The following is a 14,014-nucleotide window of genomic DNA, read 5'->3' on the forward strand; positions in this document are numbered from 1 at the left end:
ACAGAAACGTATAAAATATCGACTAACGACAAAGGAGGCGACAGCATGATTAAGCCCAATAGGGGACTAAGAATTGCTTGGATTATTCCAAATGTCTTAATGTATATTTTTTTCTTAGGTCTTTCTGTATTTGTGTTTGCGAATGCAGAACGGCTAAATGATATTAATCGGCTTGGCGTATGGCTTATTACCCTTATTTTTTTGATATTTATTGCACTGTTCGGCTCTTATCGGATTTGGACTTGGGTAAAGCAAGGCAAGCTGTAAACACCGTCCCTTTCAACCGACATGGCGTGCAATCAAGGGAATAGGTATTCACACATATTTGCTAAGTGAGTATCTTATTCTTAAAGCCACTTTAGTTATTTGGGGGAATCGGTGTGGGATACTTTGTTAATATAGAACCAGGTGTAAATTTATATGTCGAAGATATCAATCCTGAGGGCAGCAAGACCATAGTTTTTATACATGGTTGGCCGTTAAATCATAAACAGTTTGAGTATCAGTTTGATGTTCTTCCCGCAAAGGGATACCGCTGTATAGGAATTGACTGGAGAGGTTTCGGTAATTCGGATAAGCCAATAAGTGGCTACAATTATGACCGATTGGCGGATGACATCCGCACTGTAGTTGGTGTACTTCAATTAAACAACTTCACACTCGTTGGTCACTCCACGGGCGGATCGATCGCAATTAGGTATATGTCCCGATACAATGGTTACGGAGTTTCTAGACTTGTTCTTGTAGACGCTGCCGCTCCTATAGGCTTTACAACAGAGACTGCCAACAAATTTCTTAATGAAACATTAAACGACCGCCCTAAAATGATGCGTGAAGTAACAGACACCTTTTTCTTTCAGTATATATCAGGCCCATTCTCAGACTGGTTTTTTCAATTGGGATTACAGGCAGCAGGTTGGTCAACCGCATCAGTCGTAGTTATGCTAAGAGATGAGAAATTATATACCGATCTGCCAAAAATATCGGTCCCTACTTTAATTGTTCACGGGATTCACGACAAAGTAATTCCATTTGCACAAGCACAGGAACTAAATCAAAAAATAAGAAATTCACAGCTTGTCCCGTTTCAATACAGCGGTCATGGCCCATTTTGGGAAGAACGTGATAAGTTTAATCAGCTATTGGTGCAATTTACTGGCTCATAGCTCTATTCAGCTAACGGAAAACGAGAGTGTTAAACACCAAAGATGAGGCGAAAATCACATAAGATTTATCATTTATTGCGGATTGATCAAGGAGTGTTAAATCCCTTGACATCAGAGAACTTTATAGTATTATAGAAATAATTGAATATGTTGAATTTTCTTATCAAGAGCAGGTGGAGGGACTAGCCCGATGAAACCCGGCAACCGACAAACCTTTGTTAAACAAGGAATGCACGGTGCTAATTCTTGCGGAAACGCTGTACTTAAGCGAATCTGGGAGATAAGAGTGAGGATATGACTTTGAATTTTTATGACCTTTCTCTAATTCCAGGGAAGGTCATTTTTGTTTTACATTAACAAAGTAAACTAGTGTAATAGGAGGGACAGGATGGCGATCACGATACCTGACAATCTGCCGGCCAAAGAGATTTTAAACCAAGGGAACACTGTTACGATGAATGAAACAATTGATTATCACGAGGATACTCGTACCCTGCGTATTTCTTCGCTAAATTTGAAAAATTCGTTTAAAGGTCTTTCGTTTGAAGGTTTGCAGCATTGTAAGATTACCCATATAGAATGTTTTCGATTTGACAGTGAGCTTACAAAAAAGCTCTTCATTGAACACAGCACAGATTATGTCTGTGGGCTAATTGCTATCTCTACAAATACGGGAGCATGTGGGTTAAGGGAATTTGCGATCCCATGTAAAAGCATGAAGTGTGATACAGTTTTGTGGGCTGCTCCTTTTCAGCGAATAAAAGGTCTGACCTTGGTTGAGAGCTTGAACTACGTTCGACAAAAACAAGAGGCATGGGGACCCGTAAGATCCGAATTAATTGAGTCTGCATTAATGGATCTAAATGGAAAACTTGGACGAGCATCAAAAAACAACAAGGATCAAAGATACTTCTGGGATCGAGCATACTTATTTGACCATACGCAAGCGTACGTCTTATTCTAAAAAATTCGACAAACCAGGTGAAGATTAGGAAGACTTGATTAGCATCGAAGTTGGTACCATTCTCGGTAAATGACATTAAAGTAGTCCCATACAATAAACTGCTGTCCAGGAGGAGACCCATCTGGTAAATCCATCCCAATATCCCGTTCCCGAGCTGCAGCCTTACGTGACCCGCAACGAGAGCGAACTTTACTATCGATACTATCCTAGCGCCGCTAAAACGGCGATGGCGATTATTCTTCTTCATGGAATATCTGAAGACAGCAAATACTCATACCCGTACTCTCAAAAGATTTCATCAACTGGGTTCGCCCACGTTTTCAAAGTACAGGTTCATATCGTTCCTGGATCGAGTCATGACGGATTGCTAGGAAGCCCTACTGCTTATGCACATACTGCCAATTGGCTGCACTCGAATGCTGAGTAATGAAAAACTATAGTTCCATAATATTGTATTCTCTAGGCAACCGGTGAATTGCTCGGCAACCTCGTTCCGCTGCAAGCCACAAATCGTGGAATAACGCCGAATTACTATGTTAGTACTTAAACGAATCTTACATAGGAGTGTAGTTATGGAGAGTGAAATTGATTTGGCTGTGGAGAAAATTCAGCAACTGAATACGCGAACTCAAAAAGCAATGATGGAGTTAATCCGAAAAAGCATGAAAATGAACGATGACGAGTTCAATAAAGAACTGCTTTTAGCCTACGCTCATCAAAATCCGGTTCATATTTTGGAAATCGCTATCGCTCTAAAATATGAAGAGATTATTAAGGCTTTACCGGAGCATTACGTTTAGATTAATAGCTCCATAAATGAGAACAAAACAAAGCAGGTTATTGATTGAATCAGTGTATCGGCGAGCCTGTTGCTGTTAAAGACGAAACTTAACAGATGAAAGGATTATGTTAGATATGGTAAAACAGAAACTTGTATCAGTAGTAACCTTGGTTACATTGTTAGGAGCTGTAATATTTCCACAGTCAAATACCTCAGCTGCATCAGATTATTCCAAGGATGTGCCGTTTCTAGCTGTACCTACCACGTTCTGGGGGGCAGCGAACATTCAGTGGGCAGTTGAAAATCATATCGTCGAAGGTTATGAGGACGGCACGTTCAAACCCGATCGGCACGTTGAGCAGGCCGAGTTCCTGGCTATGTTGATCCGCGCTTACCAGCATGCGGCGATAACGACTGACCCGAAAGCGGCTGACTGGACCGTTCCGTTTATCAGCTTCGCGGCAAAGATGGGCTGGGAGGTCATTACTCCTTCATCCTTAGACGGTCATACTAGCTCTGTATATCTGACAAGAGGCAAGGCCGCACAATATCTGGCCAATGCAGCTGGTAAGAAGTTCACGGTGGACCAGTCCATTGAATACTTACTCGGGCTCGGACTGATCGAAGGAAAGACGGCGAAGTCCGTAGAAGGATACCAGAAGGACGACGAGGTAACGAGAGCTGAGGCCGTGACGCTCATTCAGAGGTTCAAGTTCAAGAAGGACCGTCTGTTGCCAATTGAATCCGACCAGTCGCAGCCTAATGAGTTCGACCCCCGCATAGCAAAAGTTGGCGATGTCGTCGCTGGCTGGAAGATTACCAGTCTGGACACGAAGCTCTGGGAGAACGGGGAGCTCATGTCTGCCATTGTTGAATTCGAAGATAAAGAAATCGAAGTTAACGGAACCTATCAGAATTTACAGGATGACAGCGAATTCTTCAACGGAATCGTGTTTACATTGGATGAAGCTTCGGAGAAGCTGATTCCGAAGATCAAGGCAGGGGGGCAATCTACGGGCAACCGGATTATTTTCCGTTCGCCGGAAGCAGAGGCGAGTTTCCTACCGCAAGGGTCTACAGGTCGCGCCAAGATCATTATCTCTGGCTTCTCGTTCCACTACTGGCCGAAGGATGATTACAGAGACAATACGAAATTCATAAAGCTTGTAGAGATCGATAAGTCGGCGAATTGACGGAAATGAGCCGTACTTGAGTAAAATCATCATTTCCTGCGTTCCACACTGGCTAACGGTGTTAATCCAAGCATTTCGGCATCCATCCTGAAAACGCCTGGGAACTGGCATTATATTTTGACGTTCATTCTGCATCGTTGACCGATTTACGACCATACGAAGTTGATAGATTAGATATAAGTTCTTGTGAGTCCAAGTAAGCCACTTATATGATGAAATTACGATACACCCACGACGTTGAATCCCACCCTCAAGCTCAGCCTTGGGGATGGGATGTTTTGCCGTTTTGGGATCAAAAACGTCGTGCGATATCTGCAAGAAGCCTGACTCCATCCCGCAATTGTCCCTCATTGACGAATGAATAACTTAAACGAATCCAAGATCGCATCTCTCTGAGCGGATCACAAATCATACCCGGAACAAAAGAGACCGAATGCCGAACGCTTTCTTTCAAAAGCTCTTCGACAGGAAGTGCTTCGGGAAGCTTAAGCCACAAATTGAAACCTCCTTTTGGACTGACCCAACTCCATCCGGTAGCGGATAATTCCTCCTCCACAATTTCTTTTCTTATTTGAAGGGCGATTCGCAGCTTCTCCAAATGTTGTCTAATCCGTTCTGACTCGAAGTAGTGTAGAAAAATTTTCTGGTTGACCAGAGGAGTTCCGTTATCAGCCAACGATTTTGCAGTAATGAGTGGTTTTATCACGGATGGACGACCGATGACGGCGCAAATACGCAGTCCAGGTGCCACATATTTACTGAAGCTGCGGAGATATACAACCCAACCATCTGTATCGTAAGAAAAAATGGGCTGAGGAGGCGGCTGATCAAAATACATCTCGTGTATGGCATCATCTTCTATTAGTAAACAGCGATATCGTTCAGCTAGTTCGACAAGCTGCTTGCGTTGATCTGGAGGAACCGTATACCCTGTAGGATTATGAAAGGTAGGATTCATATAAAAAATACGGGGTCGGTGCTGTTTCATTAGCATCTCGACTTTCTCCAGATCATAGCCTTCGGGAGAAATGTCGACAGGAATAAACCGTGCACCCTGTTGGCGGAAAATATCAAGCGCGGCACTATATGTTGGCCTTTCTACCAAGATGAAATCCATCGGTCTGATGTATACCCGAGAAATTAAGTCAATTGCCTGCTGACCCCCGGTCGTTATCAATAGATCGCTTACAGTCAGTTGAATACTGTGATGGCGCTTCATGTACTGGCAAAGGAATTCACGCAGTTCTTCATCTCCTTGTACACTGGAGTAGGTTCCCATTAATTTCGGATAGATGTCGAAAACTTTCTTAACATATTCAGATAGGTAAAGATTCGGCAGTAAATTCGGATCAATCAATGATTGGGAAAATTGATAAATAACTGGCACCTGTTGAATTTCAGATAAAGAGTTTTTCAAGTGGCCGGAAGAGGTGATAGGGCTTCTATCCGTATACTCGGAAATAACATGTTCCGTGAAGTCAGGACTTACATAATAACCCGATTTCTCTTTTACATAGACCTTATCGTTTTGTTTAAGCAACTGATACGCTCGAAACACCGTTAGCCGGTGTACCCGAAGCTCTTGGGCGAGCAGCCTAATCGAAGGGAGCTTGTCATGTGCTTTTAACTCTCCACGCTCGATCCTGGTAATGATATAATCGTATGTTTGTCTAAAAAGAAGTTTTGTATCATTCGTCGATGTGTGCATATTCTTCATACCTTGTTCACTCCCTATTTCACTTATTATATACCAAGCCTCCGTAATCTGTTCTGCTATCTTGCATCTGTTCTATTGCCTCCCTTGTATAATACATATCAAGAGGGGGAACATCCATGATTATTTTCAATTACTTGCTCGTATGTCTCATTTTTGGCACCACGTTTTTAGCGATAAAGGTAGGTGTCGACGCTTCAACGCCGCCTTTCTTCTCCGCGGGAATAAGGTTCTTCCTTGCAGGTCTGATATTGTTCTTTTGGATGGTATGGAAGAAAAAAGCCAACTTATCGCTTTTAATTCACAAAGAAATGCTGCTTACGGGAATTGGCCTGACTTTCGGTACATTCTCTACGTTGTACTGGGCTGAGCAATATGTCTCCTCAGGTTTCGCTGCCGTTTTATCAGCTACGGCTCCAATGATGATGCTTGTGCTGCAAACAATTGTCCTGCGGCAGAAGACAACGTCACGATCTGTTTTCGGTTGCATCCTCGGATTCGTTGGAATCGTATTGTTATTGCTTCCACATCTTACAATAACCGCTAATATAAGGTGGATTATCGGATGCGTCGCAATTTTGGTCGGACAGATCTTCTATTCCTCAGGTGCATTATATTCCAAACGGGTTATTCAGCGATTCCCACAAGCATCGCCTATTGCGCTTAACGCGGCTCAGATGATTTATGGAGGTTTGCTGCTTCTTTTTCTGTCTTTATTTACTGAACATGTTGACATCAAGAGCATGTTGACAACAAAAGCGATCGGGTCACTTTTATACTTAATCGTTATCGGCTCGATGGTAGGACATAGTCTTTTCTATTGGCTCGTCTCCAAAACGAATCCAGTCTTTCCGACTACATGGCTCTATATTTCGCCGACGATTGCTCTCACATTCGGAGTGTTATTTTATGGCGAAACGATCACTTGGGTATCGGCAATAGGGGTGATAACAATTATCACTGGAACAGTTTTTGCCAATCTGGACAGCTTGAGACAATTGATCAATAAGAGGAGAATAGACTCAATACCCGTTAGAAAGGCTAAAGTATTAGACTGAATATATTGGTTAGTTTTCTCTGATACAAATAGAAAAAAACCACCATATTTGGTGGTTAACGAATTAAGGTTCTTCCATATATTCTTCTTCGTTCGGGAAGCTGTTCAAAGGAGACAATGACAAAGCGTCCAATCATAAGCAAGATTTCTAAAGCATCTGAATAACTAAGGGATTGTCCCATAAGGCGTTCATCTTTAGGCTGCCTCTGTTTTCACTGTTGCACTACATGGAAAACCTACCGTTAATTTAGGTTTTTTTTCACAAAAAGCTAGTTTACATGGAAAATCTCCCGTTATTTCTGATGTTTTCTCGCGGAATAGCGATTCCCCAAAAAATTAGAGGGAGGTTTTCCAGTTAGATGACCGTTTAGAACAATTAACGCCAAATTAACGGGAGGAATTCCTGTTAGATTTCGCTCCGTATCGAAACAAAATAGAGGCTGCTCGCTAGGTTATTAACCTTTTGAGTCAGCCTCATTTTTTTTATCCATCAAAGGAGCCAGATAAATTTGCGTAGATTTTTATTTAATTGCGGTTAGGCTTGTCTTGAGGGAGGAAGCTGTTTTTCGATGATAAAGCCCGTAATACAGAATGGCAGAGCACGCGACAACCATACCAGCTATGAAGTACATCGTATGATAATTCGTTCTCGAAGCGACAGCGCCAAGCACATAGGAACCAATCCCATATCCGGAGTCGAAAAGTAAGAAATACGTGCCTGTCGCAAGCCCTCTGCGGTGAGCAGGCGCGGCTTGAATAGCGATGGTCTGAAAGCTGGGAAGCATCGCCCCGAATCCAAGGCCCAGCATACCTCCTGCTACTAAAAATATGATAGGGGAAGCCGCTATGCTTAGGGTTATCATCCCTAATGTGAAAAGGATGACTCCAGGATATACTAATAAATGAGGGCCTGAACGATCAAACCATTTGCCTGTAAAGGGTCTGGATATAACAATCATCAAAGCGAACACCATGAAGAAGTAACTCGCATATGTATCCAACCCGATGGCTTTGGCATACACGGAAAGAAACGTAGTGATAGCTCCATAAGAAAAGGCCAATACACTACCGGCCAAAGAAATTGGCAATGCCCGCGGCTCAATGAACTTTCTCCAACCAGACTCTGATTTCACGGCCACTCTAGAGATAGCTTGAGGAATACGAATGGTCAATCCCAACAAGAAAGCAAGAAGCGCGAACACAATGCACACACCAAATAGAAGACTATTATTGTGAGTCTGCATAATGGTTAGCCCTAAAAAGGGACCAACAACCATAGCCAAGCTCATGAAGAGGCTGAAATACCCAATTCCCTCACCTTTGCGCCGATCAGGAACAAGCTCGATGGCAATTGCACCGGCAGCCGTTGTCGCCATCCCGAAACCTATGCCATGAAGAAACCTTAAGCCAAGCAATAAAGAATATTGATGAACAAGTGGGTACAACGCCGTACAAACCATAAATAGCGCCAGCGAGAAAAGTATGATCTTCTTCCTGTTCAATTCATCCATCCACTTACCAGTTAAAGGCCGTAAAATAACGGTTGAAATAATAAAGACGGTCATGACTAGACCAATCTGCTGTTGTCCGCCATGCAGCGTATCCGTAACGAAGATTGGCAGCGTAACGGCGAGGATGTAAAAAGTCATGAATAAAAAAAAGCTGCTGAAACAGACAGCAACAAAATTACGATTCCACAATTTCTGATTCATATTCACTGTGAATCCTCCACTTCCTTAATGCATGCATTGGCTCGGTTGGTCAATTGGATGAGCATTCCCCGCAAAACAGATGCTTGTTCCTCCGTAAAACCGCTAAGCACCGAGTCGATTACCTTCTGCTCAATTGGTGTCAAAACATCATTCAAAGCTTTGCCTTGCTTTGTGATAAAGGTCAGAAACGATCTTCGATCCGTCTCATTGGCCCGTCGTTCCACAAAGCCTTTGCGCTCCAATTGATCGAGGATTCGAGTGATATTCGTCTGATCCTTTTCAGCTCGGACCGCCAGCAACTTCTGCGTAATGCCATCCTCATCAGCCAAACGATTAAGTACAGCCCATTGCTCTGTTGTCATATCATAGGGCTGAAAATGGCTGTTCAATAACTGCGTCAATCGTCTTCCGGCATGGTTCAAAATAAATCCAAATGAGTTATCCAATCCCAAAATTATTCCCCCTGCAAAATTAGTTGCTATAGCAATTATATTCCTAGCAAATAAATTCGTCAATAAAATGAATCCCAAGATGTATAACATTTTCGAGAACGGACATATTACTTTATGACGGTGATTCAGCGAGGTGTTGTGTCGCATATTATGCAGCTAACTACCAGGGAAGTTGTTATTGAATCTATATAGAAGCGAGGAGATGTGCCGCAGATTCATTAATGTAGTCATGTACTACAGGAATGTGATGAGGTAGAGACCCAGCTAAGTAAGGTTCAAGGCAAAAGTACCATCCATCCTATCACCGTCGAAAAGGACCCTGAAAGGGGTCTTTTTTTTCTTTGAAATAGGGATTAGTACCTGTAGAAGGCGGGAACATGAAGAGTCGGTAAATTTAGGTGGAACATGTGAGCGATAGCTTCGTCCTTTTTGAGGACGGGGCTTTTTTTATTTTTGAAATTTATTTGAGTAACAGGAGGGAATTGGAAATGAGCATTTTTATCGGAGGAGCTGCCCAGGCATGGCTCGGTGACCAATTAGTGTTAAAGGCAGGAATACACAATAAAGCCTGCGAATTATATTGTGAGTATGTTGTAAGGAGGGTTTCTATGGGGTCCCGTGTAGTAGTTGTAGAATACGATCCTAGTTGGGTTCAGTTGTTTGAGCAGTTGCGAGACTTCGTTCTCCCGGTATTAAGCGACCTAGAAGTCAGGATAGAACACGTCGGGAGCACATCCGTTCCTGGACTAGCAGCTAAACCAATTGTTGATATTGACGTGGTGGTATCTAAGCAAGCAGATGTCCATAAAGCCATACAAAGGCTCGCCACTCTAGGGTACGTTCATGAAGGTGATTTAGGAGCTACAGGGCGAGAGGCTTTTATTCCTCCCGATGGCATGACTTGGCATCACCTTTACGTATGTACTGTTGAAAACGCCGAATATAAGCGTCATATCCTTTTTAGAGATTATATGAGAAGTCATCCAGATGACGCTAAAATGTACGGCGATTTGAAGATGGAACTTGCGCTTCGATTCCAAAATGATCGTTTGGCATACTCTAATGCTAAGAGTGATTTCGTAAAAGGGATATTGAAACATGCTGGATGGCAATAACTTGAATTCAGACTGTGTTATGTTGCACATGAGGTATTTATTACAATGAGATGACGATAAACTATAGTAGAGGAGCTTGCTTCAGGCAACTCCTCATTTGAAATCTTCGATTTGTAGAAAAAGAATTTATCACTTATAAAATGGAGGAAGAAAAATGCCTTATATCAATCTTCAAATAACAAAGGGGGCTACTCGTGAACAAAAAGCCCAAATAGAAAAAGAATTTACAGAGACACTTGTTAGTGTACTTGGTAAAAAACCTGAACATACTCATATCGTCATCCAAGAAATTGAAGATGAAAACTGGGGATTTTCGGGTATTCTAACCGATGATTTCAGAAAGCAATAAATTTTCACAAAAAACGAGAAACGACACTGCAAATACATTATACCTGCACACGGCGTGATCAGACTTTGAAGGAGAACTGAGATGGGTTCAAAAGTCCCTATCCCATTTGGAAAATATTCGCTAAAATTGAACAAGAGAATCGCACGATGACATGTCTTTAGCGTTTTTTAGGATCCATGATGATTTGAGCTCTCAGAGGGAGCAGCAAGGTAAGTACTTGAACTATATCCCTTCCAGTTACACTTAATTCGATAAGAGAATCTGTCAAATGGCCCAATACATCATCGAAATGCGCAGATGTAATGTTCAGGTGTTCATGTGATTGCGTCAAGCTTTTGCCTGTGTAGTAATTCGGACCACCGGATGCAAATGAGAGGAATATCGTTTGATGCTCCATAAGTTTTGTAAAATCAACATGTTGGAAGTAATGTGACACTCTCGAATCATCTTTAATTTTGTCATAGAAAAGTTCTACTGCCGACTGAATACCATTTTTTCCTCCAAGACGGTCATACAATGATAGGTTCGGTTCGTTCCTGTTCTCCATAGCCTACCCCCTTATTATAATTTCCTTATTTATCCATTGTAAGAAAATCTCCTGCCTAAAGGCAAATGAAATTTCATCTCGAATCCAAGGAGTGTATTTTCAGAAAAGGGGAATACCATGCAGCCGATTCAAGTTTTCGTGTGCGACGATGATCCGTTATTTCGTGAACTAATCGTCGATTATTTATCACGTGAGCCCGACCTGTTTATATCCGGATCTGCCGCTTATAAGTACCAACTGTTAAAAGCTATTGAAGAAATACCTATTGATATATTGCTCCTAGATATCAATTTAACGGGAAATAATTATGATGGACTCGAAGCGGCCATTGAATTACAATCAACAGAACCTAACCTGAAGATAATCGTACTCTCCTCACTGGATGAGGAGGAAGTCATGACTCATGCCATCGCATACGGACGTGTTAGCAATTATATTACTAAGGCACATTACCGAGATATCCCCGATGCCATTCGTGGCGTTGTAGCAGGTAAGGGAAACCTGCATCACTCTTCTGCCGGCAAATTAATGAGACGGGTGGCTTCTTCTTATGAAGAGGAGCTTAAAAGAAAATTAACCACGCTCCAAAAAGAGATTTTACGCTATCTTCAACAAGGCAAAAGCAGCAGCGAAATTGCGGAGCTCTTGTTCTACAACGAACAGTCCATCAATAACGAGCTATGCAAGATTACCAAAATAATAAAAGGTAAGTTCCCCTATTTGGAGTGGCTTCGAATCAAAAAACACAACCGGCAACAACTCTTGGAAATGACGATTCAACTGCGGTTGTTGGAATAAAGAAATAAACCGGACGCAGGAAACGTCCGATTTATTTCTTTAAACAAAGCCTGGAGGATCTGGCTGCGGATTGAAGGCAAGTAAGGCAGAAGGGGAGGTTGTGATTCCCGGGGGGTCTGGCTGTGGATTAAATGATGGAGAAAGCATGACCCCTGCAGCAGCAACTAGTAAGGTACACAGAAAAGTTATTTTTTTCATCGGGTTAACCTACAGGCTGAACAATGACTGTATAATAGCCCCACAAGCCGGTACTATTCGTGATTTTCACAGTTACCGTTGTTTTGGCCCCGTCAGAGCTGAACAAGATTTTGGATCCGAAATTTGTAATTTGTGCATGAACGAATTGGCTCAACGGACCCGTGATTTCAATGGATTGCACATCATACATAAAGCTTGTTGGCAAATACTGTTCAACTGGACCGCTAGCACCTGGGTGCAGATACACCGTACCCAAGTTATGGATGAAAATGGGTGGCAACTGGCGGATCACCGTGGTTTGCGGAGTAGTGGACAAGAACTCCATTGGCGAAGAAGTTTGGGCACTCGCCGCCACTGGTAAAGCCAAGATAGCAGAAGCTACAGCACCTAGTAAACCTAATTTGATTGTCTTTCTCATTATAAAACGCCTCCTGTTTTTTCCCTCTAGGGGGTTATTTGCTACAAATTCATCATAAGCCATTTTCAAAGAGGGAAATATACTCGTAAATCAGAGTATAAATTAAGTCAGGAATTAACCATCCCTTAGCGAACTAGGTAGTCTTGTGAAAAAGCTGTTTGAGACGGAATAGTCGATCAGGTAGTTGATAGGTGGGAAAACAATGATCTTTTCAGCCATTATTGATCTTTTACTTGCAGTTTTGCTTTATTTTTACGGACGAAAACAGGAAGCGACGAAGTGGTTGGTATTATTTTTGATTTTCGCAGGTGTGGGAAGCCTTTCCGAAGTAGTTGTTGAACCTGTATGGCGAAGCATTTTTTTCTTTATTCTCCAAGCTTGTACCCCTTACGGTTTCCTCATGTTCTCGATCGTATATTCCGTAACCACGACTCGCCGAGTCAAAAATATGCTCGCTTGCGCACTTGTACTTCCGGTTATCATTACACTCCTTATTACTCCGATGAAGCAAAGTATTCAGTTAGATTTTGTCATTTTGTTCTACTGGTCGGTTCCCTATTACCTCGTTGGATGTTTATTGGTTATTTATTCTTATAGCAAGGAAACAAATTTGGTAAGAAAAAGAAATCGTCTTATTACAGTCTTTTTTGTTGTCCCTCCTGTTCTTGTTATTATTGTGCTAAATCATATGGAAAGAGCGATTCGTACATTTGACGGGTATCGGTACATCAGTATGTTCGTATGGATGGCTTTTGTTATTTTTATTGTATCCGCGATCCGATTCGGAGTACTTGGCGTAAGAATTAAATTACGATTATAGGGATTGTATCTGGTGCGGCCATGCTTAATCATGCGATGAAAAATCACATTACCAATATTGATCTGCTGACGGGCCGTATGAAGGAAAACTTACAATTCCGACTGCATGAACAAACGGAGCAAGACATTGCGAATATCCAGGCGGAGACGAGACAAATGATGTTCATGGTAAATCGGATCAAGAAGCATATCGAAGATATAGAGATTGTAGAAGGTCCAAGCAACTTGTCCGATATTGTGGCTCAGGCGATTCAATCCAATCGCTATTTGCTTGACGATAAAGGGATTACACTTGTTACAGATTATCCACCTTCTTACCATTTGATGTGCGATAAGCTTCACATGCAAGAAGTATTCGTTAACTTGATTCGCAATGCGATCGATGCTGTGGATTCGGAAAACGGAAAGATTGAAATAAGAATTCATGAGAGCAAAAAGCATATTTTGATCGAGTTCTCCAACAATGGAAAGGGTATGAAAAAAGAGACTATTACCCAGCTGTTCGAGCCGTTCTTTACAACTAAACATCAGGAGAATAATTTCGGGCTGGGTCTGACTTATTGTTATCTGATCCTGCAGAAGCATGGAGGAAGTATTGAAGTAGTAAGCGAACAGACCGGAGTGACTTTCACCATTCATTTGCCTAAAAGTCGCAAAATACAACGTAGCAACAGCTTAGATCAAGGTCAAAGAGATCAAAAACATTCTTTATAAAAGTCCGTAGTGGAGTG

At 42.1% G+C, this 14,014-nt stretch carries 18 protein-coding genes and 1 riboswitch; of the genes, 12 read left to right on the forward strand and 6 right to left on the reverse strand.

Going from position 1 to position 14,014, the window contains the following annotated elements:
* Window positions 1–45 precede the first annotated feature (45 nt).
* From AC58UU_RS21360 to AC58UU_RS21380, 5 genes are all read left to right on the forward strand, one after another.
* Window positions 46–267, forward strand: a complete 222-nt coding sequence (locus AC58UU_RS21360; RefSeq protein WP_497318714.1) for a hypothetical protein — start codon at window positions 46–48, stop codon at window positions 265–267.
* Window positions 268–380: 113 nt separating this feature from the next.
* Window positions 381–1,166, forward strand: a complete 786-nt coding sequence (locus AC58UU_RS21365; RefSeq protein ID WP_497318715.1) for an alpha/beta fold hydrolase — start codon at window positions 381–383, stop codon at window positions 1,164–1,166.
* Between the two features lie 157 nt (window positions 1,167–1,323).
* Window positions 1,324–1,453: riboswitch (SAM riboswitch) on the forward strand.
* Window positions 1,454–1,554: 101 nt separating this feature from the next.
* On the forward strand, window positions 1,555–2,130 hold the full coding sequence (locus AC58UU_RS21370) for a hypothetical protein (RefSeq protein ID WP_497318716.1): 576 nt from the start codon (window positions 1,555–1,557) through the stop codon (window positions 2,128–2,130).
* A gap of 572 nt (window positions 2,131–2,702) precedes the next feature.
* Window positions 2,703–2,930, forward strand: a complete 228-nt coding sequence (locus tag AC58UU_RS21375; RefSeq protein ID WP_497318717.1) for a hypothetical protein — start codon at window positions 2,703–2,705, stop codon at window positions 2,928–2,930.
* Window positions 2,931–3,045: 115 nt separating this feature from the next.
* Window positions 3,046–4,104, forward strand: a complete 1,059-nt coding sequence (locus AC58UU_RS21380) for an S-layer homology domain-containing protein (RefSeq protein ID WP_497318718.1) — start codon at window positions 3,046–3,048, stop codon at window positions 4,102–4,104.
* Window positions 4,105–4,396: 292 nt separating this feature from the next.
* Here the strand turns inward: AC58UU_RS21380 and AC58UU_RS21385 are convergent, their stop codons facing one another.
* Entirely contained in the window at window positions 4,397–5,821 is a 1,425-nt protein-coding gene (locus AC58UU_RS21385) for an aminotransferase-like domain-containing protein (protein ID WP_497318719.1), read from the reverse strand.
* A gap of 116 nt (window positions 5,822–5,937) precedes the next feature.
* Here AC58UU_RS21385 and AC58UU_RS21390 point away from each other — a divergent pair, with 116 nt between their 5' ends.
* Complete coding sequence (locus AC58UU_RS21390; RefSeq protein ID WP_497318720.1) at window positions 5,938–6,876, forward strand: DMT family transporter; 939 nt, start codon at window positions 5,938–5,940, stop codon at window positions 6,874–6,876.
* 520 nt (window positions 6,877–7,396) lie between these two features.
* On the opposite strand, the gene AC58UU_RS21395 is transcribed toward AC58UU_RS21390, so the two are convergent.
* Together AC58UU_RS21395 and AC58UU_RS21400 are read right to left on the reverse strand one after the other, a co-directional pair.
* Window positions 7,397–8,587 carry an MFS transporter gene (locus AC58UU_RS21395; protein WP_497318721.1) on the reverse strand — a complete coding sequence of 397 codons (1,191 nt, stop codon included), beginning with the start codon at window positions 8,585–8,587 and terminating at the stop codon, window positions 7,397–7,399.
* A 2-nt stretch (window positions 8,588–8,589) separates the two neighbouring features.
* Window positions 8,590–9,039 carry a MarR family winged helix-turn-helix transcriptional regulator gene (locus AC58UU_RS21400; RefSeq protein ID WP_497318722.1) on the reverse strand — a complete coding sequence of 150 codons (450 nt, stop codon included), beginning with the start codon at window positions 9,037–9,039 and terminating at the stop codon, window positions 8,590–8,592.
* A 488-nt stretch (window positions 9,040–9,527) separates the two neighbouring features.
* Between AC58UU_RS21400 and AC58UU_RS21405 the strand changes: the two genes are divergently transcribed.
* The 3 genes from AC58UU_RS21405 (at window position 9,528) to AC58UU_RS21415 (ending at window position 10,572) form a co-directional block, all read left to right on the forward strand.
* Entirely contained in the window at window positions 9,528–10,154 is a 627-nt protein-coding gene (locus tag AC58UU_RS21405; protein ID WP_497318723.1) for a GrpB family protein, read from the forward strand.
* A 154-nt stretch (window positions 10,155–10,308) separates the two neighbouring features.
* Window positions 10,309–10,503: a tautomerase family protein gene (locus AC58UU_RS21410; RefSeq protein ID WP_497318724.1), complete on the forward strand. Its 195-nt coding sequence runs from the start codon at window positions 10,309–10,311 to the stop codon at window positions 10,501–10,503.
* Window positions 10,504–10,572, forward strand: coding sequence for a hypothetical protein (locus tag AC58UU_RS21415; protein ID WP_497318958.1), 69 nt, complete (start codon window positions 10,504–10,506; stop codon window positions 10,570–10,572). It begins immediately after the preceding gene.
* Between the two features lie 88 nt (window positions 10,573–10,660).
* Here AC58UU_RS21415 and AC58UU_RS21420 read toward each other — a convergent pair whose 3' ends face one another.
* Entirely contained in the window at window positions 10,661–11,050 is a 390-nt protein-coding gene (locus tag AC58UU_RS21420; protein WP_497318725.1) for a group I truncated hemoglobin, read from the reverse strand.
* 117 nt (window positions 11,051–11,167) lie between these two features.
* Between AC58UU_RS21420 and AC58UU_RS21425 the strand changes: the two genes are divergently transcribed.
* Window positions 11,168–11,848 carry a response regulator gene (locus AC58UU_RS21425; protein WP_497318726.1) on the forward strand — a complete coding sequence of 227 codons (681 nt, stop codon included), beginning with the start codon at window positions 11,168–11,170 and terminating at the stop codon, window positions 11,846–11,848.
* 39 nt (window positions 11,849–11,887) lie between these two features.
* Here AC58UU_RS21425 and AC58UU_RS21430 read toward each other — a convergent pair whose 3' ends face one another.
* Together AC58UU_RS21430 and AC58UU_RS21435 are read right to left on the reverse strand one after the other, a co-directional pair.
* Window positions 11,888–12,046, reverse strand: coding sequence for a hypothetical protein (locus tag AC58UU_RS21430; protein WP_497318727.1), 159 nt, complete (start codon window positions 12,044–12,046; stop codon window positions 11,888–11,890).
* A gap of 4 nt (window positions 12,047–12,050) precedes the next feature.
* Window positions 12,051–12,464 (reverse strand): hypothetical protein, encoded by a 414-nt coding sequence (locus AC58UU_RS21435; RefSeq protein ID WP_497318728.1) that lies wholly within the window; start codon window positions 12,462–12,464, stop codon window positions 12,051–12,053.
* Window positions 12,465–12,666: 202 nt separating this feature from the next.
* Here AC58UU_RS21435 and AC58UU_RS21440 point away from each other — a divergent pair, with 202 nt between their 5' ends.
* Together AC58UU_RS21440 and AC58UU_RS21445 are read left to right on the forward strand one after the other, a co-directional pair.
* Window positions 12,667–13,284 carry a hypothetical protein gene (locus AC58UU_RS21440; RefSeq protein WP_497318729.1) on the forward strand — a complete coding sequence of 206 codons (618 nt, stop codon included), beginning with the start codon at window positions 12,667–12,669 and terminating at the stop codon, window positions 13,282–13,284.
* 35 nt (window positions 13,285–13,319) lie between these two features.
* Window positions 13,320–13,997: a sensor histidine kinase gene (locus tag AC58UU_RS21445; RefSeq protein WP_497318730.1), complete on the forward strand. Its 678-nt coding sequence runs from the start codon at window positions 13,320–13,322 to the stop codon at window positions 13,995–13,997.
* Window positions 13,998–14,014 lie beyond the last annotated feature (17 nt).

The sequence above is a fragment of the Paenibacillus sp. JT22N1 genome (genome assembly GCF_059692155.1).